The organism is Algimonas arctica (genome assembly GCF_014652695.1).
Lineage (GTDB): Bacteria > Pseudomonadota > Alphaproteobacteria > Caulobacterales > Maricaulaceae > Litorimonas > Litorimonas arctica.
On the sequence record NZ_BMZH01000004.1, the window covers coordinates 179,443 to 205,210 of the forward strand.

General features: G+C 53.0%; 21 protein-coding genes. 10 read left to right on the forward strand and 11 right to left on the reverse strand.

The genetic code is table 11. From position 1 onward, the window contains the following. Positions 1 to 12 precede the first annotated feature (12 nt). Together IE105_RS06650 and IE105_RS06655 are read left to right on the forward strand one after the other, a co-directional pair. On the forward strand, positions 13 to 1,290 hold the full coding sequence (locus IE105_RS06650; RefSeq protein ID WP_189496696.1) for a TCR/Tet family MFS transporter: 1,278 nt from the start codon (positions 13 to 15) through the stop codon (positions 1,288 to 1,290). A gap of 32 nt (positions 1,291 to 1,322) precedes the next feature. Beyond that, entirely contained in the window at positions 1,323 to 2,243 is a 921-nt protein-coding gene (locus tag IE105_RS06655) for a DUF2785 domain-containing protein (protein WP_189496698.1), read from the forward strand. Position 2,244: 1 nt separating this feature from the next. Here the strand turns inward: IE105_RS06655 and IE105_RS06660 are convergent, their stop codons facing one another. From IE105_RS06660 to IE105_RS06690, 7 genes are all read right to left on the reverse strand, one after another. Continuing rightward, positions 2,245 to 3,054 (reverse strand): metallophosphoesterase, encoded by an 810-nt coding sequence (locus IE105_RS06660; protein WP_189496700.1) that lies wholly within the window; start codon positions 3,052 to 3,054, stop codon positions 2,245 to 2,247. A 42-nt stretch (positions 3,055 to 3,096) separates the two neighbouring features. Continuing rightward, entirely contained in the window at positions 3,097 to 3,489 is a 393-nt protein-coding gene (locus tag IE105_RS06665; RefSeq protein ID WP_189496703.1) for a F0F1 ATP synthase subunit epsilon, read from the reverse strand. Between the two features lie 5 nt (positions 3,490 to 3,494). Continuing rightward, positions 3,495 to 5,006: a F0F1 ATP synthase subunit beta gene (gene atpD / locus IE105_RS06670; RefSeq protein WP_189496705.1), complete on the reverse strand. Its 1,512-nt coding sequence runs from the start codon at positions 5,004 to 5,006 to the stop codon at positions 3,495 to 3,497. Positions 5,007 to 5,031: 25 nt separating this feature from the next. After that, positions 5,032 to 5,928, reverse strand: a complete 897-nt coding sequence (locus IE105_RS06675; RefSeq protein ID WP_189496707.1) for a F0F1 ATP synthase subunit gamma — start codon at positions 5,926 to 5,928, stop codon at positions 5,032 to 5,034. 9 nt (positions 5,929 to 5,937) lie between these two features. Further along, the gene (gene atpA, locus IE105_RS06680) at positions 5,938 to 7,479 is read right to left on the reverse strand and encodes a F0F1 ATP synthase subunit alpha (RefSeq protein ID WP_189496709.1); all 1,542 of its coding nucleotides are present in this window, start codon (positions 7,477 to 7,479) and stop codon (positions 5,938 to 5,940) included. A 66-nt stretch (positions 7,480 to 7,545) separates the two neighbouring features. After that, complete coding sequence (locus IE105_RS06685; protein ID WP_189496710.1) at positions 7,546 to 8,103, reverse strand: F0F1 ATP synthase subunit delta; 558 nt, start codon at positions 8,101 to 8,103, stop codon at positions 7,546 to 7,548. 235 nt (positions 8,104 to 8,338) lie between these two features. Continuing rightward, a complete protein-coding gene (locus IE105_RS06690) occupies positions 8,339 to 11,362 on the reverse strand; it encodes a TonB-dependent receptor domain-containing protein (RefSeq protein WP_189496711.1) in 3,024 nt (1,007 codons plus the stop codon). Positions 11,363 to 11,594: 232 nt separating this feature from the next. On the opposite strand from IE105_RS06690, the gene IE105_RS06695 reads away from it, so the two are divergent. From IE105_RS06695 to IE105_RS06725, 7 genes are all read left to right on the forward strand, one after another. Continuing rightward, entirely contained in the window at positions 11,595 to 12,098 is a 504-nt protein-coding gene (locus IE105_RS06695) for a hypothetical protein (protein WP_189496713.1), read from the forward strand. Then, complete coding sequence (gene map / locus IE105_RS06700) at positions 12,085 to 12,906, forward strand: type I methionyl aminopeptidase (RefSeq protein WP_189496715.1); 822 nt, start codon at positions 12,085 to 12,087, stop codon at positions 12,904 to 12,906. The genes IE105_RS06695 and map overlap by 14 nt, the downstream gene beginning before the upstream one ends. 127 nt (positions 12,907 to 13,033) lie before the next feature. Continuing rightward, positions 13,034 to 13,765: a RadC family protein gene (radC, locus tag IE105_RS06705; RefSeq protein ID WP_373299062.1), complete on the forward strand. Its 732-nt coding sequence runs from the start codon at positions 13,034 to 13,036 to the stop codon at positions 13,763 to 13,765. A gap of 57 nt (positions 13,766 to 13,822) precedes the next feature. Beyond that, on the forward strand, positions 13,823 to 15,397 hold the full coding sequence (locus tag IE105_RS06710; protein WP_189496719.1) for a spinster family MFS transporter: 1,575 nt from the start codon (positions 13,823 to 13,825) through the stop codon (positions 15,395 to 15,397). A gap of 57 nt (positions 15,398 to 15,454) precedes the next feature. Further along, a complete protein-coding gene (gene purB, locus IE105_RS06715; RefSeq protein WP_189496721.1) occupies positions 15,455 to 16,780 on the forward strand; it encodes an adenylosuccinate lyase in 1,326 nt (441 codons plus the stop codon). 285 nt (positions 16,781 to 17,065) lie between these two features. Then, complete coding sequence (locus IE105_RS06720) at positions 17,066 to 17,542, forward strand: hypothetical protein (RefSeq protein WP_189496723.1); 477 nt, start codon at positions 17,066 to 17,068, stop codon at positions 17,540 to 17,542. Between the two features lie 152 nt (positions 17,543 to 17,694). Beyond that, positions 17,695 to 18,186, forward strand: a complete 492-nt coding sequence (locus IE105_RS06725) for a thioredoxin family protein (RefSeq protein WP_189496724.1) — start codon at positions 17,695 to 17,697, stop codon at positions 18,184 to 18,186. A 27-nt stretch (positions 18,187 to 18,213) separates the two neighbouring features. Here IE105_RS06725 and gyrA read toward each other — a convergent pair whose 3' ends face one another. Continuing rightward, a complete protein-coding gene (gyrA, locus tag IE105_RS06730) occupies positions 18,214 to 21,006 on the reverse strand; it encodes a DNA gyrase subunit A (protein WP_189496726.1) in 2,793 nt (930 codons plus the stop codon). A 186-nt stretch (positions 21,007 to 21,192) separates the two neighbouring features. Here gyrA and IE105_RS06735 point away from each other — a divergent pair, with 186 nt between their 5' ends. Beyond that, positions 21,193 to 21,798 (forward strand): superoxide dismutase family protein, encoded by a 606-nt coding sequence (locus IE105_RS06735; RefSeq protein WP_189496728.1) that lies wholly within the window; start codon positions 21,193 to 21,195, stop codon positions 21,796 to 21,798. Here the strand turns inward: IE105_RS06735 and IE105_RS06740 are convergent. The 3 genes from IE105_RS06740 to IE105_RS06750 form a co-directional block, all read right to left on the reverse strand. Further along, positions 21,795 to 23,381, reverse strand: a complete 1,587-nt coding sequence (locus tag IE105_RS06740; RefSeq protein ID WP_189496730.1) for a pilus assembly protein TadG-related protein — start codon at positions 23,379 to 23,381, stop codon at positions 21,795 to 21,797. The two genes, IE105_RS06735 and IE105_RS06740, sit on opposite strands and share 4 nt — an antisense overlap. A gap of 84 nt (positions 23,382 to 23,465) precedes the next feature. Further along, positions 23,466 to 24,851: a DUF2330 domain-containing protein gene (locus IE105_RS06745; RefSeq protein ID WP_189496732.1), complete on the reverse strand. Its 1,386-nt coding sequence runs from the start codon at positions 24,849 to 24,851 to the stop codon at positions 23,466 to 23,468. Further along, the gene (locus tag IE105_RS06750; RefSeq protein WP_189496734.1) at positions 24,823 to 25,716 is read right to left on the reverse strand and encodes an RnfABCDGE type electron transport complex subunit D; all 894 of its coding nucleotides are present in this window, start codon (positions 25,714 to 25,716) and stop codon (positions 24,823 to 24,825) included. Before IE105_RS06750 ends, IE105_RS06745 begins: the two co-directional genes overlap by 29 nt. Positions 25,717 to 25,768 lie beyond the last annotated feature (52 nt).

Here is a 25,768-nt window from a genome sequence, read left to right on the forward strand (position 1 = left end):
TTAGTGCGCCTCATGGCGACCTCATTCAGAGAAAAAAACGCACTTATTTTTGTGCTGATTACCGTCGCCATCAATGCGATCGGTTTCGGGATCATCATTCCGGTGCTGCCAGAACTGATCAAGTCGTTGACCGGGTTGGACAACAATCAAGCCGCTTTGCACCTTGGCGGCATGACATTTATTTTTGCGGTCATGCAATTCGTCTGCATGCCGATTGCGGGCGGGTTATCTGACGCGTTTGGCCGACGGCCCGTCATGTTGTTTTCTGTCGGAGCCTTAGCATTCGACTATCTTATGATGGCATTGGCCCCGACAATCGCCATACTATATTTAGGCCGCGCAATATCAGGCGCATTCGGCGCGACGTTCTCAACTGCCAATGCTTACATCTCAGACGTGAGTCCGCCGCAGATGCGGGCGCAAAACTTTGGGCTAGTAGGCGCAATCTTCGGCGTCGGATTCATCCTCGGCCCCGTTCTCGGCGGCTGGCTAGGGGAATTTGGGCCGCGCGTTCCCTTCTTTGCGGCCGGAGGGATCTGCGCGTTAAATTTCGTGTACGGATTTATCGTTTTACCGGAGACGCATAAGCCCGAGAAACGCCGCGCGTTTGATATCAAACGCTCAAACGCCGCAGGATCGCTGAAAAGCCTCAGCCGCATCTCTGGCGTTAAAGGCATGATCTTTGTCTACTTCCTGCTTGCCGTGGCCCACACGGTCTACCCCAGCACTTACACGCTCTCGACCCAAGAAGCTTTGGGTTGGGCGCCCAAGGATGTCGGAAACTCTCTCGGCGCTTTCGGACTCGCGAGCCTGTTTGTGCAGGGCTATCTCATTCGCATTGCGATTCCGAAGCTCGGCCTGTTTTGGTGCGGCCTGATCGGCATGGGCAGTTGCGTGCTGGCCTACGGCATCCTCGGCAACGCGTCTGAAGGCTGGATTGTCTATGCCGCCGGACCTTTCGCAGCCTTGGCCGGGCTCTATGGACCCTCCCTGACCAATATGATGAGCATTCGGGTCAGCGACACCGAACAAGGCGAGTTACAGGGCGCATTAGGCGCGGCACAGGGCCTTGCCATGATGATCGGCCCGCTTGTGCTCACCGGCGTTTTCTATGTCTTTGCTGACCCCGAAACATCACCGATCTATAAACCTGGCGCCCCGTTTTTACTTGCCGCCCTCCTCGCCGCGATTTCGTTCGTTGCCTTTATGATGGTGACAACCAAAGAAGACCGGACCGCAAAACTGAGTGATGTCCCAGCGCCCGTCGTGGAGCCAATCCCAGACGCGTGAGACAAGCGTCATAATTTGCTATGGGCCCTCTCATGATCCGTATCCTTAAGTCCTTTGCCTTTCTCACCCTCATTGGGCAGTCATTGTCAGCCTGCGCTGACACGGGACAAAATAGCGCCGCGTGTCTGTCGTCGGATATCACTGTTAAAGACATGGAACGCGCCAAAGCGAACGCATTCGAAACCCTCGATACACGCGCAAAAGCGAACATGGCCACGTCAATGGTGGCCTGTCTCGGCCATCCAGACCCAGCTATTCGTGATGGGATCGCTTACGCGGGGCTGACAGCCTTATTGCGCTCTGGCACTCTACCCCAAGACGACATTCGTGCCTTACGGGACCAACTGCTCGTCATTGTCGAGACAAATGACGCGGACGGGTATTCTGCACCCTTTGCCGCACTCGTCCTATCCGAAGTCGCCCGCACCGACCGTGTCGAACCTTATTTGACCGACTCCGAATTTGACCAGCTCGTTCAGGCCGCCGCAACTTACGTCAATGGAGTCACAGATTATCGCGGTTTCTCTGACACGGAGGGATGGCGACACGGGATTGCCCATGGGGCTGACTGGTTGATGCAGCTGTCGCTTAATCCTGCGCTCACAGACGATCATGCCAACATCTTATTGAAAGCCATTCAAACGCAAATTCCTTCCGGTAACGGGCACATCTATATTCACGGTGAACCCGGTCGGTTGGCGCGTCCCGTCCTATTTATCGCGATGCAACAGGGACGTTCAGAACAAGCGTGGACAGAATGGCTAGCGCCCTTGATTGACCCCGCCCCAATGAGCGAGTGGGGTGAAGCCTATAAATCCGAAGCTGGGTTGGCGCGCCTTCACAATGTGAAATCTTTTCTTCAAGCGCTTTATGTCGCGGCGTCATTGAGTTCGAATACAGAGGTGAAACCCCTCATCGATCCTGTCACGGAGGCGCTGCGCGCACTCCCCTAACTTACTCTGGCAAACGCAGTGTAATCATTACGATCTCTGGCGGAGAGCGGAAGCGTATGGGTAAAATTGACGTGCCGACACCTGCGCTCACGAAAAGCGGGGGCTCGGTCTGAATCAAGCCATAAGCACAGGGTTGCCCACACACGGTAGACGTCACGCGACGCCCTATAAGTGGCAAATTGACCTGTCCGCCATGCGTATGCCCCGCGACGGCCAATACCGCCTCAGGCGGTAAAAGGGACCGTGTATCGGGTGAATGCATCAGGGCGATCATTGGCGCATTGTCTACGCACAGCTCAAACCCTGCCGCGGTCGGCTTATCCGTATAAAAGTCAGCAACGCCCACAATGCAAATATTATCATAAAGTGTCGCCGCATTATCGATCACGCTCACGCCCGCATCTTCAAGCATACGGGTCACAACCCGGCGATTGTGCCACCCATCGTGATTGCCCGTGGTCGCAATCGCGGGGGCCGAAAAGCCAGAAAAATGAGACAGCCCGTCCGCCAGACGTTTTTTCTGCTCCGCATTCATAACTTCACGCGGTGTATGACCGTTAATGAAGTCACCGGGCAAAAGGATGATATCAGGGGCTTCTGCGTTGATCTGCTCAACAATCGTCGCGACTCTATCCGGTGGGACATGCAGCCCGCCGATGTGCAAATCCGTCATCAGCGCGATGCGAACCGTGCGCGCGCCTTCACCAATTTCCACGTCGCGAATATGCAGCTGTCTCGGCTCAATCCACCCGGCGTAGACAAGCAAGCCCAACGCAACGAGACAACCGGATATAAAAAAAGCGCGGATCATACCGCGCCTTTTAATTCAGTATATGACAGAAACAGGGCCAGATCAGACCATATTGAAGATAGCTTCGAGCCCGTCAATATGAAGACGATGCGCCATGGCTTTTTCATCTGACATCATCTCAAGCTCAGCCCGCGCTTTTTCAATGCGAGCTGTTAGATCAGCAGGGTCAACGTCGGCAAGCGGTGTCGCAACCTCCGCCAAAACCGTTAGTCCCGCGGGCGTGACGTCAGCAAATCCGCCTTCAACGAAGAATTTTTCTTCGCTGCCATTGGAATAAACCGTAATCGCGCCTGTGCGGATCGCCGCCATCAGCGGCGAGTGGTTCGGCAAAACGCCAAGGTCGCCTTCAGTGCCCGGCAGATCAACCTGATCCACCTGCCCTGAAAACAATTCGCGTTCTGGCGAAACGAGCGAGAATGTCAGCGTATCGGCCATCGACCTTACGCCGCAGCCGCGGCCATTCTCGCCGCTTTTTCAATCACGTCGTCAATGCCGCCGACCATATAGAAGGCTTGCTCTGGCAAGTGATCATATTCGCCGTTCACAACGCCTTTGAACGAACGGATTGTGTCTTCGAGAGGCACCTGAATGCCCGGCGAACCAGTGAAGATTTCAGCCACGTCGAACGGTTGTGAGAGGAACTTCTCAATCTTACGCGCACGCGCGACGACGAGTTTATCTTCTTCTGACAGCTCATCCATGCCGAGAATGGCAATGATATCTTGCAAAGACTTATAACGCTGCAACGTTTCTTGAACCTGACGCGCAACTTTATAGTGGTCTTCACCAACAGTCCGAGGCTCCAAAATCCGTGATGTGGAGTCGAGCGGATCAACCGCCGGGTAGATACCTTTTTCAGAAATCGCGCGGTTCAGAACGGTTGTCGCGTCCAAGTGAGCAAAAGATGTCGCTGGCGCCGGGTCGGTCAAGTCATCGGCTGGCACGTAAATCGCCTGCACGGACGTAATAGAGCCCTTATGCGTCGATGTAATGCGTTCCTGCATCTGTCCCATTTCGGTCGCCAATGTTGGCTGATAGCCCACCGCAGAGGGAATACGGCCCAAGAGCGCGGACACTTCGGAACCCGCTTGGGTAAAGCGGAAGATGTTGTCGACGAAGAACAAAACGTCTTTGCCTTCTTCATCACGGAAATATTCAGCTTGTGACAGACCCGTCAGAGCCACACGTGCGCGGGCTCCGGGAGGCTCATTCATCTGGCCATAGACCAACGTCGCCCGGCTTTCGCCGTCGAGGTTGATCACTTTGGATTCGATCATTTCGTGATAGAGGTCATTCCCTTCACGAGTCCGCTCACCCACACCAGCAAAGACAGAGTAACCGCCGAAGAGTTTGGCGATGTTGTTGATCAATTCCATGATCAAAACGGTTTTACCAACACCCGCACCGCCGAAGAGGCCGATTTTGCCGCCTTTGGCATAAGGGCAAAGCAAGTCGATGACTTTGATACCAGTCGCAAGGACGGCTGTTTCTGTTGCTTGATCAACAAAGGGCGGCGCAGATTTGTGAATCGGCGCTTTCATTTTGGAGTTAATCGGGCCGCGTTCGTCGATCGGCTCACCGATAACGTTCATGATCCGACCCAGCGTTTCAGGGCCGACGGGAACAATGATGGGCGAGCCCGTATCTGTTACCGCTTGGCCGCGCACGAGACCTTCAGTCGCGTCCATCGCAATGGTCCGGACCGTGTTCTGGCCAAGGTGCTGCGCGACTTCGAGAACAAGGCGGTTGCCGCCGTTATCCGTCTCTAGCGCATTCTGAATTTCCGGCAGATCGCCTACAAAGACGACATCGACGACAGCGCCGATGACCTGGCTGATTTTGCCAGTCGCGACACGGTTCGTGTTTGCGGCCTTCTTAGTTGCGCGCTTTGCCGGCGCTTTTTTCTTCGCAGCGGGTTTCTTCGCTGTTGTTTTCTTCGGAGCAGTCGCCATCGGGTCTTTCCTGTCAGCTATGCGGTTAAAGCGCTTCCGCGCCTGAAATGATTTCAATGAGTTCGGACGTAATTCTGGCCTGACGTGTCCGGTTGAAGGTCAACGTCAGCTTATCAATCATATCGCCCGCATTCCGCGTGGCACTATCCATTGCGGCCATTTTGGAGCCCATCTCGCCCGCTTGGTTTTCAAGCAAGGCAGAGAAAATTTGCGTATTGATTGAGCGGGGGAGCAGAACACGCAGAATGCCTGCTTCGTCTGGCTCATAGGTATAGATTGCGCCGTTCAAATCCGGGCCACCAGCATCCTCGTCAGCAACTTCAATAGAGGCGTTTGCCGGGATGATCGTTTGGGACACAGGAACCTGTTCCATCACGTTTTTGAAGTTCGCAAAAATTAGCTTGGCGACATCAAATTCGCCCGCATCAAACATAGCGGTCACATCTTCACCGATATTACGTGCAATACCTGCATGAAGCTTACGTTCTTCTTTGAGCGAGATATATTTGACAATATTCGCGCTATAAAGACGGTTCAACTGATCGTAGCCTTTTTTGCCGATCACATAGAGCTTAACAGTCTTGCCCGCGCGTTCCAGCGCAACAATTTCTTCACGCGCTTTACGCACGATATTGGTGTTAAAGCCACCACACAGACCGCGATCGGCCGTTGCGACAACAAGCAAGACAGTGTCTTGCGAGCCTGTCCCGATGAGCAATTTTGGCGCATCGCCGCCATCACCCATTGAATTGGCAAGATTGGAAATTACGCCGCGAATACGCTCGGCGTAGGGCCGTGCGGACTCGGCGGCTTCCTGCGCTTTACGCAGTTTCGCTGCCGCAACCATTTGCATGGCCCGCGTGATCTTCTGCGTGTTCTTAACGCTGGAGATCCGGCTCTTGAGCTCTTTGAGAGAGGCCATGCTTGGTCCCTACCCTTTGGCCGATATATAGTTCGATGTGAACGCTTCGAGGACGTCCTTGATCTTACCTTCAATCTCGTCCGTCAGTTTCTTCTGTGTCGAAATATCGGACAGGAGGGCTTTTTGATCAGTACGGATGTGAGACAGAAGCTTCGCTTCGTAATCCTGCACATCGTTCACAGCGATCTTGGCGAGATAACCCCGTGTGCCCGCGTAAAGAACGACAACTTGTTCTTCCACTTGCAGAGGTGAGAATTGTGGCTGCTTCAGTAGTTCTGTCAGGCGGTCACCGCGCGCGAGGAGCGCTTGAGTGGATGCATCAAGATCGGAACCGAACTGAGCAAACGCCGCCATTTCGCGGTATTGTGCCAATTCGCCTTTAATCGGGCCTGCGACCTGTTTCATCGCTTTGATCTGCGCCGCAGAACCCACACGGGACACGGAAAGACCAACGTTCAGCGCAGGGCGGATACCTTGGAAGAACAAATCAGTTTCGAGGAAGATTTGGCCATCAGTAATGGAGATCACGTTGGTCGGGATAAAGGCCGACACATCGTTACCTTGAGTTTCAATGATCGGCAGCGCCGTCAGTGAGCCATTACCGTAATCATCACCCATCTTCGCCGCACGTTCGAGCAGACGGGAGTGGAGATAGAAGACATCGCCCGGATAGGCTTCGCGGCCCGGAGGACGACGCAGCAACAAGGACATTTGACGGTAAGCCACAGCTTGCTTGGACAGATCATCATAAACGATCAGCGCGTGCATGCCATTGTCACGGAAATATTCACCCATCGCACAACCAGAGAATGGCGCGAGATAAAGCAGCGGTGCCGGCTCAGACGCGGTCGCAGCGACAACAATGGAATAATCCATCGCGCCATTTTCTTCGAGCGTCTTGACGAGCTGCGCGACCGTGGAGCGTTTCTGGCCAATCACAACATAGATACAGTAAAGCTGGTCCGCTTCACGGCCATCGTCAAACGCGGCCTTCTGGTTCAAGATCGCATCAATCGCGACGGCTGTTTTACCGGTCTGGCGGTCACCAATGATCAATTCGCGTTGTCCGCGACCAATCGGGATTAGCGCATCAATCGCCTTGATACCCGTCTGAACAGGCTCGTGAACAGATTTACGCGGAATAATACCCGGTGCTTTCACATCAACGCGGCGACGCTCTGTCGCCTCGATAGGGCCTTTGCCGTCGATGGGGTTGCCCAGCGGGTCAACAACACGGCCGAGCAAACCTTTGCCGACTGGAACGTCAACGATTTCACCGAGGCGGCGCACTTGGTCGCCTTCTTTGATGGATTTATCATCCCCAAAGATCACAACGCCGACATTGTCAGTTTCCAAGTTGAGCGCCATCCCTTTGATGCCGCCGGGAAACTCGACCATTTCGCCAGCGCGAACGCTATCGAGCCCATAGACTCGGGCAATCCCGTCACCGACGGATAGAACCTGGCCAATGTCAGAGACTTTGGCATCTTTACCAAAATCCTTGATTTGTTGCTTCAGGATTGTGGAGATTTCAGCGGCGCGAATGTCCATGGACGGTGTCCTCTTCAGATCTTTATCGTGTGCGCGTGACGCGTCTTAAATTCGGTGAGCGGGTTTTTAAGCCGTTTTGAGGGCGAGGCGTAAATCCTCGAGCTTAGTTTTGAGCGATGCGTCATAGAGCCGAGACCCCAATTTGACGATAAAACCGCCAAGCAAGTCAGGGTCAACGGAGACTTCCATGTCTACCGTTTTGCCTGTTTCGGCTTTTAATTTCGATTTTAATTGTGTCAGTTGTGCAGCCGTCAATTTAGAAGCGGATGTCACTTTCGCGACTTGGCTTCCGCGGCGCAAGGCAACCATCTCGTTGAAAGCAGCAATAATCATAGGCAACTCTCCGGCCCGATGATTTGCTGTAACCGTACCCATAAATTGCTGCGTCAGTTCGCTAACTTTCGCGGCTTTCGCAATGGCGATCATCGCCGCAACTTTATCCTCTGTCGCAAAAACGGGACTGATCGCAAAACGACGCAATTCGTCACTCTCTTTAAACGCAGCCGCAATGTCGGTGAGGTCTTTTTCAACCCGAACCAATGACTTGGCATCGTCCGCCAGATCAATCAGCGCTTTAGCATAGCGAGCCGGGGCTTCGCCCGTAATGACGTCTTCAGAAGTCACGTTAGTTATGTCCGTCAGCAAAAGCCGGATTGCTCCGGCGTGAGAAAACAACAAGCAAAAGGGAATCCCTACTCGTCAATCGCGCGCCGCTTAGCAAAGGCCGTCACAAGGGGCAAGCGATGGAAGTACTCTGGCGCACATTTAGAGTCAAACTAACTCAGACTATACCAACTTACAGTCTTAAAACAAAAAAGGCCGCCCGAAGGCGACCTTTCGTTATTCAATGTCGTGAGGACTAAAGTTTGACGTTCAGACCGACGAAGACGAAACGACCGGTGTCATAAATACCAGGATAGGTATTGTTGTTACCGTTGATTCCTGGGCCCGATGACACGGACACTGGGAAACGGTTTTCAAAGATGTTGTTCACACCGGCACGGGCGGTAATACCGTCCATGAATTCCCAACGTGTAGAAACATCGAAGTAGTTCGCCGCATCGAGTGAACCTTCGTTCGTAGATTGCGGGTTTCCTTCATTTTCGACACTGCCGAAGTGACGCCATGTGACGTTAACGCCCAGACCTTCAACAGGCGTGTTCCATGTTGCGATCGCACGATGACGATAATCCGCAGTTGGCTGACCACAGTTACCGACAAACTTGCCTTCACATTCGTCAGTGACAGCACCGAGGAACGGTGTGAAATCTGAGGATGACAGGAATGTTGACGCGTACTGGACCGCAAAATCACCGAAGTTTTCGGCACCAAAGCGTTCCAGATCGAAGCTGTAATTGACCTGAAGATCAATACCGCTCGTTGCAAGAGACGCAGCGTTCAGGTTTGTCAGCGCAAAGCCAATGCCAGGGCCACTCGCGTTAAGCGAACCGGCGCCATCACGTTGAACAAGATCACAGAACGTTGCGTCACCAGTTTCCAAACAACCGTTTAGAATGTTGGACGCGCCAATACCTGAAACGATTGCATCATCAATTGTGATGTCGAAGTAATCGACAGAGGCGGTGAGTCCGCTGATGAATGATGGAGTAAAGACAGCTCCAACAGTGAACGTATCAGATGTTTCTGGCGAAAGATTAGGATTGCCACCAAATATACCTTGGGTCTGACCTGAAACAACGTCTGGAACACTTCCGTATTGAGCCGCTGTTACACCAGTACTGGCGCAGGCCGCTGCTGACGCAAGAGGCGTAGTCGTAGCCGTACTTGAACAAGGATCATAAACTGTATTACCGGCCGAGTCCTTACCAAACTCTGGTAGATCCGGAAGCCCAGTTGATTGACCCGTAAAGAGTTCAACAACGTTTGGCGCCCGAACGGCTCGTTGATACTGACCCCGGAATGTGATGTCCGGCGTTGGAACCCACGTCAGCTGAGCACCATATGTATCCGTACTAAAGCTGTTTGACACCCCATTACCATCGACAGAGTAGTCGGAGTAACGATACTGACCATTGAAGACGAGTTCTTCAAAAAACTCAACGCCTGTCACGAGTGGGATTTCAATCTCACCGAACAGTTCAAACACGTTAATGCTACCAGCGACGGGCAGAGTTGGACCGCCAACGCCTGTGAAACCGCCATCGGCACGCTGGCTGATTTGATCAGGTTGCGCGTCCAGTGAATCTTCGCGGTATTCCGCACCGATGAGCAGGCCAACGCCTGTATCGGACGCATATGGCGACACGAAACCGTAGTTGGAAAGATCAGTTTGTACGTTACCACCAAAGATAAGCTGGTCAGTTTGACCAGTTGTGATGCCAACACCTTGGATGAAGCTCAGAGCCGCATCAGACACAAGGCTTTCGCCGCCGGCGCCACGTTCGAAGATGTTATAAGGCGCACATCCGTTTGAAGGATCGATACAGACAGCATTACCAGCCGCATCAGTTGTGACTAAGAGGGACTGACCCAATTGGTCGATCTGGAAGTCATTGGTGGATGTATCTTGGTCTTTTGTTTTGGAATACTGACCAAAGACTTCGTAATCCCACGTTTCTGCGAATGTCCCGCGCATACCGCCCACAAAGCGCATGGCTTGGTTTTCGAGACGTGAGTTCCGTGAACCACCTTCGACGTTCCGGTGTGTTGCAGTCAGGCCGTCAACAACAACGGATCCTGGGTTAGCAGCATCGGCAGCGATATCAGCAGCCGAACACCCCAAGATGTTCGTTGCGAATGATTCACCATTCGCAAACAGAGACGTATCTTGGATCAGCGGGTTCGAACAGTTGATGCTACGCTGGAAGAAACCAAACGACGCAGACGGTGCGATTTGAGCGTCAGATTGCGATTCTGTAAAACCGAAATCCATAAACAGTTCATGGCCGTCAATAACTTCGTAGCTTGCTTTTGTATAAAGCTGGAAGCGCTCAACAGGACGTTGGAAATAGTTCGAAGCACCGAAGTTGAATGTTTCAGCAGGACCGCCGGCAAATGTTGTGAACTGACCGTTTTCTTGCTGGAAGACGTCAGTACCGCCGAAGTCAGCGACATTGTTGAAGCGACGGAAGTTGGACGAACCCACACAGCCGAAACCATTCGTACTTCCTGAACCGATTGTACAGGCTGATCGCGTCCGGTCAGCACCGAGGATTTCATTGCGTGTTTGATAAGAGGCGAATGCGACCACATTACCGCGACCACCATCAAGGTTCGCCCCGAGTGTGACTGACCCTGTGACTTCTTCGCCGTCTGTAATAGAGCCAGGAAGCTGCACTTGTGCTGTACGCATGACGTCATCAAAAATGTCATCGCTACCGTTGCTGCTCTGAGCAAAACCGTATTGCAGGTCGAGCTCTGCGCCTTCGAAGTCGTCTTTAAGGATAAAGTTGACAACACCAGAAACCGCATCGGAACCATAAACAGCGGATGAACCACCAGTTAGGACTTCGATACGCTCAACGAGATTAGTCGGGACCAAGTCGATGTTAACAGCAACAGAAGAAGAGTCACCATAAGGAAGGCGACGACCGTCGATCAGGCTCAATGTACGCTGTGCACCCAGACCACGAAGGTCAAGCTGAGCTGTACCGGAAGCGCCGTTAGACTGCTCGGATGTTTGCGCGGCAGAAATCTGCGGCAGGCTGTTTGTCAGATCTTCAATGTTGACGACACCGCGAGCGCTGATTTCAGAGTTGTCGATCGAGAGGATCGGCTGAGCTGATGTCAGGTTCGGGTTAACATTTAGGCGTGAGCCTGTGACGATAATTTCATCATCACCGGCGTTCTGCGCCATCGCCGTCATGCCAGTGGAGGCAATAACCCCACCCATAACGGTCGAAAGCAAAAACTTCGACTTCATTGTTCTTCGCATGGAGAACTTCCCTTCAAAAAATGCGTTGCCTGTGAGCCCCAAAAGACTCACAATTATCTGATCCTCTATTACCAAGCATCCACTATGGCCAAGTCGTAAGTCAGAAATGACAAAAAATTATCAACTGTGTGTCAATTTTGCATCACCCGTAAATTGCCGTCCAAAAAATGGTCGCGGCAGTTTAGATTGACAGATCCGGCTGTCGCCGAGAGATTAAGCTATGATCTTAGAGCTTTTTCAAATCTTCCGCGCCCGGCGCGACACAACATTGGCATCAAAGCTCGCCTTGCGATTTGCGCAGGGGCAGCTCTTAGAACGCGCCACAGCGCCCTTATTAATCGTTCACCTCTGTCTATGGCTTGTCGCCATTATAATGGGAGCGATTGCTACGGTTTTGATCATGACCGCCATCAAAGTTCATGGCGCCATAATTATCGTCGCGGTCATTCCTCTGACGGCCGGCCTTATTTCTATATGGATTTCGCTTCGGCTTAAAATGGGTCTTGATCGCATTCGAACGATTGCGGACGGGTATAGTGATTCACAGATAGATCGGTTCTTCGACCGAAAAGGGGTCGACGGTCATGACCTTAAACCCGCGATATCTAGCGTTGCTACAAATATCACGCCCGAAACGCCCGCAAACACAATCATAGCAAGACCAGAGACGCCCCCTAGCGATTTACCGAAACCACTGCTAAATGACCCGGATGAACTATACTGATGCAACCGATGCGCCCACTCTTCGCGACGGCGCTATAAAAATTCACAGCGCCTCTGGATTTGAGGGGATGCGCAAGGCCGGGCGGCTGGCGGCAGAATGCCTCGACCATCTTGCGCCCCTTGTGCAGCCCGGCGTGACGACCGGCGCGCTCGACGATGCGGCGCGGACCTTTATTCTCGATCATGGCGCATTGCCTGCAACCCTCGGCTATCGCGGCTATAAACATTCGCTTTGCACATCAATCAACCACGTCGTTTGCCACGGTATCCCGGGCGACAAACCCCTCAAAGACAGCGACACGTTAAACATTGACGTGACAGTGATTGTCGATGGCTGGCACGGCGACACATCACGCATGTATGCGGCGGGCGAACCAAACCGCCGCGCAGAACGCCTCATGGGCATTACCTATGACGCCTTGATGTTAGGGATCGCCGCGGTGAAGCCCGGCAATACAACCGGGGATATCGGTCACGCGATTCAGAAGTTCGCCGAAGGTGAACGCTGTTCTGTTGTCGAAGATTTTTGTGGCCACGGCCTCGGGAAACTTTTCCACGATAGTCCGAACATCCTTCACTATGGTCGCCCCGGTCAAGGCGAGGAACTCCGCGAAGGGATGTTATTCACAATCGAACCGATGATCAATCTGGGACGCGCCGGTGTGAAAGTCTTGTCAGATGGATGGACCGCCGTGACGCGGGACCGAAAACTGACCGCGCAATTCGAACATTCCCTCGGTGTCACCAAAGATGGCTGCGAAATTTTTACCGCATCGCCCACCGGACTGCATAGACCCTATGCCGCCTAAAGACGGATCGCGCACGGGGGAACAGGCCGCCGAAGGCTTTGAAGCCTTGTTTCGGCAGGCCACAGAAGGCGCTGCAATAGACCTTACGCCTTCTCATTTAGAGGCAGGCAGCGCTCCGATTCCAAATATGTCGAAAGACGCGCGCGCTGAGCCCCCTGAACTCGCGCCCGCAACCGACAAAGACCCCAAACCTCATTACCATGATCATCGCGACCGATTGCGTGACAAATTTACGCGCCGTGGGGCAGACGCTTTTGACGATTATGAATTGCTCGAACTTATTTTGTTTCAGGCGCTACCGCGAATCGACACCAAACCCATTGCCAAAGCATTGCTGGCTAAGTTCGAAACCCTCGCCGAAGTCGTCGCCGCGCCCGTCGAGAAACTCACCACTGTTAAAGGGATCGGTCCCAGCGCGGCGCAACATTTGAAAATCCTCCAACAGGTCAGCATCCGCATAGGTAAGAGCTCGGTCATTAACCGCCCTGTCCTGTCCAGTTGGAACGCTCTGCTCGATTATTGCCGCGCCGCGATGCAATTTGAAGGACGTGAGCAATTTCGCGTGCTCTTTCTCGACCGTAAAAACCGGTTGCTCGCAGACGAGGTGATGGGACACGGAACTGTCGACCGTGCGCCCGTCTATCCACGTGAAATCGTTCGACGCGCACTCGTCCATGAAGCCACGGCGATCATCCTCGTTCACAATCACCCGTCGGGCGACCCGACGCCGTCGCGCCAAGACATAGCCTTGACAGAATCTATTATAGAGACAGCCAAAGCCATTAATGTCGTCGTTCACGACCATTTGATCGTCGGCCGCGAAGATGTGGCCAGCTTTAAGATGTTAGGTTTGATGTAAGGCTTGACCGTTCGCGCAATCTCCCCTCTTAAGGCCGTAAGATTTTGGGGAGACAGCATGTCAGATTTAAACGCGAACGAGACACCGAAGGCGGCGTCAAAAAAGGGCTACAGAACGGTCGTTCTTCTGCTGCTGACTGTTGTTTACGGATTCAACTTCATCGACCGTCAAATTGTCGGTATTCTAGCCCCGTTTATTCAAGCTGATTTGGGTCTCACGAACACGCAGCTTGGGCTTTTGATCGGCCTTGCTTTCGCGGCTTTTTATACGATCATGGGCATCCCCCTCGCCTTTTTGGCAGATAGAGTAAATCGTGTGAACCTGTTGGCTATTTCATTGGCCGTGTGGTCAGGTTTTACAGCCCTCACAGGACTGTCTCAAAACTTCCTTCACATTGCACTGGCGCGAATTGGCGTCGGCATCGGCGAAGCAGGCGGCAGCCCGCCATCTCATTCCATGATTTCGGATTTCTACGGAAAAGAAGAACGCTCGGGCGCTTTGGGTGTCTATTCCCTGGGTATCCCGCTCGGCATTATGTCCGCCTACTTCCTTACGGCGGCCCTTCTCGGTGCAGACGCAACGGATGTAAACTGGCGACGTATTTTCATCATACTCGGTATCACGGGTCTATTTCTGTCGCTCATTGTACGGCTCGTCATCATTGAACCCCAACGCGGTGCGGTTGAGATAACGACACATGATACCTCGCCGACAGTTCGGTTTAATGATTCATTTAAATCTCTCGCCATCCTCTTGGGGTTTGTTGTCGCCTTTGCGTTGTTGGCTCAACTACTCGGGGCAAGTGATACGTTTTTAGGAACGACTCTCAATTGGGATGTCGTCACAATTTTCATAATCCTCTTCGGCGTGTGCTTGGCGGTGATGACTCGGCTTTCACTACGCATTCCCGAAGTTCCGAAACATATCGTCAAAAAAGAAGAGGCTTTGAAAGTTCCTTTTCTGATCGGTGTCCGGACGCTTCTATCCATTCCCTCATGGTGGTGGATGTGCCTTGGAATCGCGTTTGCCAGCTTTGCGTCTTACGCGATCTCAGGATTCCAAACGAAATACCTTCTCCTTTTAGATCCTGAGTTTAACTTCCGTACGATTGTCATCTGGATCGGCATTATTAACGGGACCTTTTACGTCGCGGGCACCTATTTCGGCGCAAGGCTTGTCGATTGGAAAGCAAAGACAGACATTCGCGCCTATGGCACGATACCGGCGATTTCGATCCTGCTGTGCCTCCCGCTCGCAATAGCAACATTTGCTGTGCCGACCGTCATTGCACACCTCGCTATTGGCGCGTTTTTACAGCTCTGCCTTGGTGTTTATCTGGGCCCCAGTTTCGCGATTGCGCAGACTTTGGCCCCGATTCGAATTCGCGCCATGTCAACGGCTCTGTTTTTCTTCATTTTGAATATGATTGCTTTGGGCGGCGGGCCTACATTTGCCGGAGCAATGATCGATGTCTTTGGACGTGCAGGAAATGTTGAGCTGGTTGCGACACGGTACGCGATGTTTACCACTTTTGCGGCTTATGGCTTGTCTGTTATGGCCTATCTTATCGTTCGGAAAACACTTCCCAAGGATTGGGCCGCGGCTGAAGCACGCAATTCGGACGCGAATTAAAAAAACAAATACGTTCCGCCCCCTTCATTTTGGGCGGAACTTCGCTATGACGCGGCCATGATCGAACGTTACTCACGCCCCGAAATGGCCGCCATCTGGTCCCAAGCCACGAAATATCGAATTTGGTTCGAGATCGAAGCCCATGGCTGCGACGCGCTGGCGGACTTAGGGGTTATCCCGACAGAGGCGGCCAAGACCATATGGGACAAGGGCGGCGCCGCAGAATTTGACGTTGCGCGAATCGATGAAATCGAACGTGAAGTAAAACATGATGTGATCGCATTCCTTACGCATTTGGCCGAATTTATCGGCGATGATGCCCGCTTTGTGCATCAGGGCTTCACGAGTTCCGACATTCTCGACACAACTCTGTCTGTGCAACTGGCGCGCGCTACGGATCTATTGCTGGTGGGTATGGACCGCGTTCTCGCGGCGCTCAAAACCCGCGCAGAAGAACATAAGCATACGATTACCATTGGCCGGAGCCACGGCATTCACGCCGAACCTACGACAATGGGGGTTAAACTCGCGCGGTTTTATGCGGAGTTCGCCCGCGGACGGGCGCGCCTTGTCACCGCCCGTGAAGAAATCGCCGTCTGTGCCATTTCCGGCGCGATCGGCACATTTGCGAATATTGACCCGACTGTCGAAGCTCACGTTGCCGAAAAAATGGGCCTCGCGATTGAACCGGTGTCGTCGCAAGTTATCCCGCGCGACCGCCACGCCGCCTATTTCGCAGCGCTGGGCGTTATCGCCTCCTCCATCGAAAACATAGCCGTTGAAGTCCGTCATTTGCAGCGGACAGAAGTCCTAGAAGCCGAAGAATACTTCTCTAAGGGTCAAAAAGGCAGCTCAGCCATGCCGCATAAGCGTAATCCGATCCTGACGGAAAACTTGACCGGACTCGCGCGCCTGGTCCGAATGGCCGTAATACCGGCGATGGAAAACGTCGCGCTCTGGCATGAACGCGATATTAGCCACTCGTCTGTCGAACGTGGCATTGCGCCGGACACAACAATTCACCTTGATTTTGCGCTTCATCGCCTCGCCGGAATGATCGAAAAACTCATGATCTATCCGGACAAAATGAAAGCGAACATGGACCGCCTTGGCGGCCTGCATAACAGCCAACGTGTCCTGCTCGCCCTCACGCAAGCCGGAGAGCAACGCGAAAGCGCCTACCGCCTTGTGCAGCGTAATGCGATGAAAGTGTGGGAGATGTTCCGCGCAGATGGGACTGCGGGCGACGGCACATTCCGGGACCTGTTACATCAAGATGCGGACGTGACCGCCCTGCTCTCGTCGGCTCAGATCGACGCCATGTTCAATGATGACTATCATTTGAAGCATGTCGATACGATTTTCGAACGCGTTTTTTCGTAACCTCATCGCCATAGTCATTACTATCGTCTTTACAGATGATAGGGTCATGGTTTCCAGAATATGAAAATTGGCCTTGAAATACGGTCTTCAACGATGCTTCTGCACATCACAGCAGAAATATTTATAATGCACTATCAGAGACTTAACGTAAAAATTAACGACTCTGGAAACCTATCTGAATCAGCCCTTACCAGCTAATTTCCGCTTTCTTCACTGTCCACCGTCATATCTTGGATCACCCCGATCCATATGCGTCTGTTCGGCGCACGACTACAGGACATCATTATGAAACTCGCTTCCACAGCCATAGTCTCAGCCTTACTGGGCCTCCTGATTACCGCTCCCGCTTTTGCCTCACCTGACGTCTATGTCGTCAACTTCCGACACGCGAAGGACATCAAGTCCCAGCAACTGGATAGTCAGCTCTCGACAGCCCTGAATATCGCCCAAGTTAATGCCGAAGAAGTCGTGATTGACACGACGACAGCGGCCAAGTGGGAAAAAGCGGCCCATGATGCGTTTAACCGCGACATAGTTCCTGTGTTCAATAAATGGGTGGGCCTTCCGGGCTTCGCCGCCGTCGTTGACGCCAAGAGCAAGACGATCATTGGCTGCATTGATGCGACGCGGACAACAACAGATATGGCGAATGATATCTCCACAATGACACGCTCGGCCAACGGCCAACCACGGATGACCCAAGCATCGACGTCTGTCGCTGGGTCGCCGTGTCCGGCAACGTTTAACCAACCCCCTCGTTAAATCTATTGGTTAATATGTGGGCTCTTGGGAGAGTATCGCCCGGACGGTTCACCGTTCGGGCGTCTTACGTTGACGCTGGCGTAGACTGGCGGACAAAGAATGGATGGATCGGTCTCAATTGAGTATATTGAGACCAGACAAAGGAAAAGACGATGAATATCGCGTTCAAATCAATGATGGCAGCCGTCTGCTTAGGTCTTATCGGCAGTGTTGGCCTCTTCTCCACGACGCAGGCCCAGTATCAGACGGTAAAGGCTGTGCCGGACGTTTATGTCGTTATGTTTCGGGCTGATTGGTGTGCCCCCTGCAAAGTCGTGGAACCGCGATTGAGTGAAGCTCTTCGGACGCTGCATGACTCCCGCATTGAATATGTGAGCATCGATATTTCAAACAATCAAGGCGCTTGGAATGCTAACGCCGTCTTTGATCGTGGTATCGTGGAACAGTATAACCGCTGGATGGGCATCACAGGATTTGCGGCCGTCATTGATGGCGATACGAAACGGACGCTCGGCTGTCTCAATATAAATTATGATGCCAATTCCATGGCGTCACACATTCGCAATCTACAAGGCCAAGCACAGCGCAATCAGCAAAGCTTCGACATCACCTGCCCATCGTCAAACCAGCCGGGTTATGGCTAGCCTGCTTTCGCAAGCTAGCCCCATGCGCTAGTTCTCAGTGACGTACCCGCCCACTTCCGAGACGTCGGGGTTTTCGTCGCCCTCGCCCTCTTCCGTCTCAGCAATACGCTCTACGCTGACGACATGTTCGTCTTCGCGCGTGCGGATGACCCAGACACCTTTGGAACTGCGCGACACGATTGAGATATTGTCGACGCCCGTGCGGAGCAGCTGCCCCCCATCGGTGACGAGCATGATCTGGTCGCCATCTTCGACAACGAAGCTTCGTACCAGTGTTGCATTCTCAGTGTTTTTACCGCGATCAAGGTTTTGCGCGATAACGCCTTTACCGCCCCGTCCCCGAACCGGGTAGGAGTAGGAACTGGCGCGCTTACCGTGGCCATCATCGGCGATGGTGAGTAGAAATTGTTCCGAGGCGCCCATTTCACCGAGACGTTCATCTGACAAGGCGGTTTCATTCTCCGCCGCGTCATCCTCATCATCCGCACTGTCCTCGACTTCATCCCCCAGCGCGCGGCGCATGGCATTAGCATGTTTCAGATAGGCTGTGCGTTCTTCGCTGGTGGCATCGAAATGCCGGACAACGGCCATTGAGATCACCTCATCACCGAGCCCTAACCTTATGCCCCGAACCCCAGTTGATGTGCGGCCAACAAATCGACGCGCATCCGTCACAGGGAAGCGGATCGCGCGACCCAGTAAGGTCGTCAGAACAATGTCGTCCTGCTCACTACAGAGGCGCACATCGACAATACCGTCACCTTCGTCTGGCTTCATCGCAATCTTTCCGTTGCGGTTGACGCGCGTGAAGTCAGCAAGGCTGTTGCGGCGAACACCGCCGGACTTGGACGCGAACATGATATCGAGCCCGGCCCAATCTTCTTCGTTCTCCGGCAGCGCCATAATGGATGTGATAAACTCGTCTTTTTCCAAGGACGGAATGAGCTGATTAAAGCTCCGCCCGCGTGTCGCGGCCCCGCCTTGCGGCAATTTCCAAACTTTGAGCTTGTACGCCATGCCTGAGGAGGAAAAGAGCAGGATCGGCGTGTGCGTTGTTGCAACGAAGACCGTCGTGACGAAATCCTCGTCCTTAGTCTGCATCCCGGACCGGCCTTTGCCGCCGCGATGTTGTGCGCGGTACGTATCAAGCGGCGTGCGTTTGACATAGCCGCCATTCGTAACCGTAACGACCATATCGGAAACCGCGATGAGATCTTCATCATCGAAATCAAACCCACCGTCCATAAAGATGGACCGGCGCGGCGTGGCGAATTTCTCACGGACTTCGCTCAACTCGTCACGAATAATGGTGCGAACACGGTCCCGCGACCGCAATATCGCCAGCAAATCCGCAATCGTCGTAGCCAGCTTTTCAGCTTCTTCGGTGATCTCTTCCATCCCGAGCGCCGTCAGTTTTTGTAGTCGCAGATCAAGAATGGCGCGCGCCTGTTCATCCGTCAGCAGGATCGTGCCGTCGTCTTGGAGACGCGAGCGTGGGTCGGCGATCAGGTTGATCAAGGCGCCCATGGACTGAGCGGGCCATTTGCGCGAGGTCAGCGCTTCGCGGGCTGCGGCCGGGTTTGGCGACGTCCGGATCAAACGAATGATTTCATCAATATTGGCTACAGCTGTCGCCAGGCCGACTAATATATGCGCCCGGTCGCGGGCTTTACTGAGATCGAACTTTGTCCGACGCGCAATAACGTCTTTGCGGAACACCAAAAAGGCGTTGAGCATGTCGCGCACGTTCATCTGCTCTGGCTTGCCACCATTCAAGGCGAGCATGTTGGAGCTGAAATTCTGTTGTAGCGGCGTGAAGCGGTAGAGTTGGTTCAGTACGACTTCCGCGTGAGCATCCCGCTTCAACTCAATCACAACCCGCATCCCGACTCGGTCTGATTCATCGCGAACGGCGGAAATACCTTCAACGCGCTTTTCATTAACCAGCGACGCGATTTTGGCGATCATATTGGCTTTGTTCACCTGAAACGGAAGTTCCGTGACAATGATCGCGTAGCGATCTTTGCGGATTTCCTCGACATTGGTCACGGCCCGCACGGTCACAGACCCACGCCCTGTCATAACGCCCTGTTTAGCACCGCTGCGACCCATGATCAGACCGCCCGTCGGGAAGTCCGGACCGGGTATAATCTCTAGCAATTCGGCATCCGTAAGCACGGGGTTATCCAAAATCGCGATGGTCGCGTCACAGACTTCGCCAAGATTATGGGGCGCAATATTGGTCGCCATACCGACGGCAATCCCGCCGGCTCCATTAACGAGAATATTCGGAAAGCGCGCTGGTAGAACAATGGGCTCAGATTCAGACGAGTCGTAATTATCTTGAAAATTGACCGTGTTTTTTTCGATATCCGCCAAGAGCTGGGCTGCCGGACTATCCATGCGTACTTCGGTGTAACGCATTGCGGCGGGTGGATCGCCATCGACAGAGCCGAAATTGCCCTGCCCTTCGAGCAATGGCAGGCGCATTGAAAAATGCTGTGCCATGCGGACCAGCGCGTCATAAACCGCGCTATCGCCGTGCGGGTGGTATTTACCGATAACATCGCCAACAACCCGGGCCGACTTTTTGTAGGGCTTTTCGCGCGTGAATCCGTTTTCATGCATTGAATAAAGAATACGACGGTGGACGGGTTTCAATCCGTCACGCACATCGGGAATCGCCCGGCTGACAATCACGCTCATCGCATAGTCGAGATAGGAGCGTTTCATCTCCTCCTCGATGGTCACAGGGGAAACCCCCTGTTCCTTTTCGGGCGGTTGCGTGGACTGATCTTCGGTTTCGTCGCTCACATGCATTCCTCAAACCGATCGCCTTGAAAACATAAGAAATTAATGGCTTACGATTCGGCTATCTCAATCTGTGATCCCTAACATTTTACAGGCGAAGTCACAAACGCAACTGAGTTTGGAACACAGGCTAGGTTGCACGCGTATTTCTTGCGAAACCATGGTATAGGGACATAGTCTCGAAGGAAATTTGAAATGAAAAACTGGATTTTAGTCAGCGCCGCAATCACCTTAGCGGCCTGCGGTGGAACAGACGGTCAGCCGGACACTGAGGCACCCTCAAACACGCTCACAACGCCAAGTGAAACCTTGCAAACCCAGAGCATGCAAACTGAGGGCCTGATGACGCAGACATTTGCCATCATCAACACGGCTGGTGTCGAGATTGGGGATGTCACAGTTGCCGATCAAGCCGCGGGCGGGGTGTTACTCAATTTGGACGTAACGGCCATTCCACAAGGCACTCATGCGATCCATTTCCATACAAATGGCACTTGTGATCTTCCAAATTTCTCGAGTGCAGAGGGCCATTACGATCCGATGGCGGTTAATCACGGGTTTGATTCAACCGCTCCCAATCCGCATGCAGGCGATATGCGTAATTTCGACGCGCCAGTATCCGGAGTGGTTCAAACCCAAGTTCTCAATGAACGTGTCAGTCTCTCTGATAGAGAAGGCTTCGCGCCGCTCTTTGATGCGGACAATACGGCTCTCATCATTCACGCCAGTGCGGACGATTATGTCTCGCAGCCGACCGGCGCGGCAGGCGGCCGTATCGCGTGTGCTGTGATCGCGCCTTAACGGACAAGGCGGACGTGACGATCTCTCGAGCCGCTTGGCAACATAGAACTTAGCATTTCGCGCAGCTCTTCAAGGTTGGTAGCATCCCCTGAGAAGGACTGGCCATCTGCTGAAACACGGATTTCCACTCCAGATGGGAGCTCCCGGGTCGTTATTTCTGTTTCAAGAGGAATACCGTCTTCATCAACGACTTTTTTTACTTTCTTTTTATCACCAAAGTTGAAGCCGTTTGCGCACATATGCGTGACGTTGCTGGCCAACCCGTCCTCACCTGCCAAATTAATCGCGATGATTGAAATGTCTTCTTCTCGAGCTCTTTCGCATGCTTTCACGACACGTTCTGTCTGTATCGGGCGGCATTGCTTCAAGAACTTTTCACGTTTCTCCAACCGTTTCGCCATTTTATCAGATTTTCTAAGCGTATGATTGTGCCCGAGGTGTTTACCTTTTTTAATTTTCTCATTCAATTTCGGGTCTAAGTTAGGATTATAGACATATGATAAGGGAATATCAGGGAAGTTAATTGGATTATGTGGGTGTGCCGGTTTTTTACATGTTGGGCTCATGTAGATCCCTCTATTTACATCCCATGGGGTTAGTAGTTCAGCTAAGCTTAGCCGCGCAATAGGACTCAAGATTTCGACCAAACCGGGCTCGAGTTCCATATCAGACCGGAATAGCTCTTTTGACTCTTGCGTGCACCCTTTGACGCTCTCAATGCCTGCGAACATCGATTTTTCATCCAGATACCGGCCGAACTCGTCCGACTTGTCGTGTTCCACTCGGCCGTCCGATATATAGACAATATATCTCTCTCGATCCGTTTCAAAGGCGGCTTCGGCGATCTGATCTTCAACCGCGCGTTCTATCGCATTTGCCGAAACACTGCCTTCGGACAGCGACAGGTTCGTCATGGAAGCCAAGACTTGTCCCGTTCCTGGTTGTAATGCGACAGTTTCACCGTCGACCATGCCCCAATTGAATGGGTATACACCCGTGCTAATTCGTGTTGCCGCGGCCGCTTCGCTACCAAAATTCGAGCTGACCATGCTAAACACATCGGAGACGGCAGCACGCACTGATGAAATTTTGCTGCCACTATCAAAACGGTCCTGCATCGAAGAAGACAGGTCCAAAACAAGCGAGATGGATAGCGCTTTTGTAGATGACGTGCTGGACCCCTCAGCTAGAGATGACGCGGAAACACTGCGATTATTTTTACCCAGCACCCCTCCGAACAACAAAGGCACATCGGCTGTGAGCGAGACATATACTTGTCCGGCAGCCTCGTTCACCTCGATCGTCGTTTCGCTTATGTTGAGACCGCCGACTTTTTCGGCGTGGCTGTAAATCGAGCTGACGGCTAACTTTTTTCGGCGATCCGAAGAAATTCCATCTGGCATCGTCGCCGTAAGGGCGGCCGCATCTGTAATGGATTGGAGTCGTTGCTTGGTCGAAAACATCTGACCACCATCCAATGACGCACCGACAGCTGTAATGAGTAAAAGGCCGACGACACCCGTTATAATGGAAAGATTCCCATTGGTATCTTGCCAAAAATCGGGTTTTTTAAATTGCGCCATAGCCTATGCTTAGACCAAACTTCTTTATTTTAATTTATCGTGCATGGTGAATAGGCCATATATTCTGTTGTCATACTTCAGTAACTATTCGCTTCCCCAAAGTTTTGACCACCACCGGTGTTTGGGTGCGCTGTCGTCCATTGTGAAAAACCCTGTGTCATCCTCGACCTTTTTCCGAATATTTTTTCGCGTCCATCCCGTCAGATTAGCCAATGTATTAATTTCGGTTTCGCGCCGCGCATTGACCTGTTTTTTATAGTCTGCTGCGGCTTCACACACCATTTCGCCATCATAGGCATGGCGCATGACGTAGCGACCTTGGAAATTATCACGATTGCCCGTTGTTTTGAACTTCAAATCCTCCGGGAAGCTTTCCGCATCATAGCGAACATGCAGTCGCGTCACGAAGACGTCTTTTGACTGGGGACGCGGACGAATACGGGGTTGTGGCTGCGGTATATCGGTCGCGCCGTTATCCAGCCAGAAGACACCCAGCTCTTGTAGCTGCTCATCGGACATCGGATCCGCGGCACACGGGTCACACCAATTCATATCCCACGCATATTCCATAAATACGCCGTGTCCGCCGTCGCGTTCGGCCGCCGTGTGGAACATGGATTTATAGAAGTCGCCGAACTCGTCCTTCACATAGGGCGGGATTTCCTGATCGGTCGGAATCTTTTGCGTACGGTAATTAGTTGTTTCGACCTGCCCGCCGCGCGTCAGCATATAGACGAACATATCCTGATTACCCTGGGCATTAACTGTGCCAAGCCGGATCGGGAGCATGAATTTCGGACTCTCAAACGCGACCGCAATGGGGCGAAGATATTCATTGCCTGAGTCGGCCCTCGCTTCGAGGTTCACCTTAGCGACGAAGAACTTCATGTCTTGCTTGATATAGCTGCTGAGCGTCTGTTTGGCCTTTTCAGGGACCTTATAGCCGTTTTGCTCCAACCATGTCTGGAGGCCGTCGCTTTCTTTGGCCGACAAGATCAAGATGTCATATTCACCGACGGTGAATTCTTCTTCGATGGTGACACCGAGCGCTTCGGCTGCATCTTCCACCGTCTCGGAGACAGCTTGTGGAAGCGCCCTAAACACCCTCATTTCAGTTTCATATTGCATGCGATTGCATGGATTATCATCGAAATATTCGACCAGACGCGGAGCCGTATAAACATCCAAATGCGCCAATAGCGCTGGGTCACTGACGTGAACTTGGTCCTTAGTGATGATCGTCGGCACAGGGATGACAATCGCAAATTCTTCCGGTTCGCCCTCATAGTCATTGGCCATGGTGATGACGGTCCGATCACCGTCGCGCATCATCGCGACCTTGGACGATTGGTTGAACAGGTCCGTGTCCGCCTTGGCGACATAGAAGCCACAGAAGGCCGACGCGTTCGTCGCGACGGCCATTGCTCCAAAAGCAATTGCGCTACTCAGCAGGCGTAAGGTCATGGACATGTGTGACTCCTTGGGAAGGCGATGGGGTGTGAGACGGCGAAAATTGCGGCCACGCATATCGCGTATCGCGGAATAGATGATCGATGAGCGGCACGAGCGGCGCGCAGAGGATGAGTGCCAGAATAATACCCGCGCTATTGTGCAAGCCGAACTGAATAGAAAACCCAACTGTGGCGACAAGGGCGGCGAACAGCACGCGTCCGACTCGCGCATCCGGCGTCGTCTTGGGGTCGGAAATCATGAAGAAAGCAAAGATGAGCAGCGCGCCGCTTTGTAGCTGATGGAGGGGAATAGCGAGCGGATCGCCGAGCCAGAGCGCGCGTGCGAACAAGAGCACCGCATAACTACCGAGCAACGCCAAGCTGACATCCCACCGCTTCGCTTTGCCCGTCACGATTCCGCCGAGGCCAAGCAGTAACACCGCCAGAACAGGCGCCGCGCCCCACTGCCCCGGTGAAATCCAAGCCGCCCCAAATATCAAACTGACAATGACGAGGCCAAAGTTGGCTGGATTGAAAATATGCTTGCCGCGCCAGCGCAGGATATATTTTGACCCGACGGCCAACACGCCTGCCAAGATCGAGAGGCTTACGCTGCCCGTGCGTAACAGCAGAGTCAGTGATAGCGCTGAAATAAGAGGGCTACGCGGATCAAACGGGCGCTTAGCAATGAACCGATCCGCCAGCGCTTGCGTCACCAATGTTGCACCAACACAACCGACGACATGCCACCACGGAAGACGAAAGCTATAGGCGAACAGACCGATCAGGATTAGCGAGGACAGGACGCTGATTTGATAGTGGCGGGGATCGCGCAGCAAAGCGCGCAATCCATTCCGTCCAAATATCCCAGAGACCGATTTCATTACATTATAACTAAACCCTGCAAATGTGGCAAAGCAAGGGCAACGATTGCTG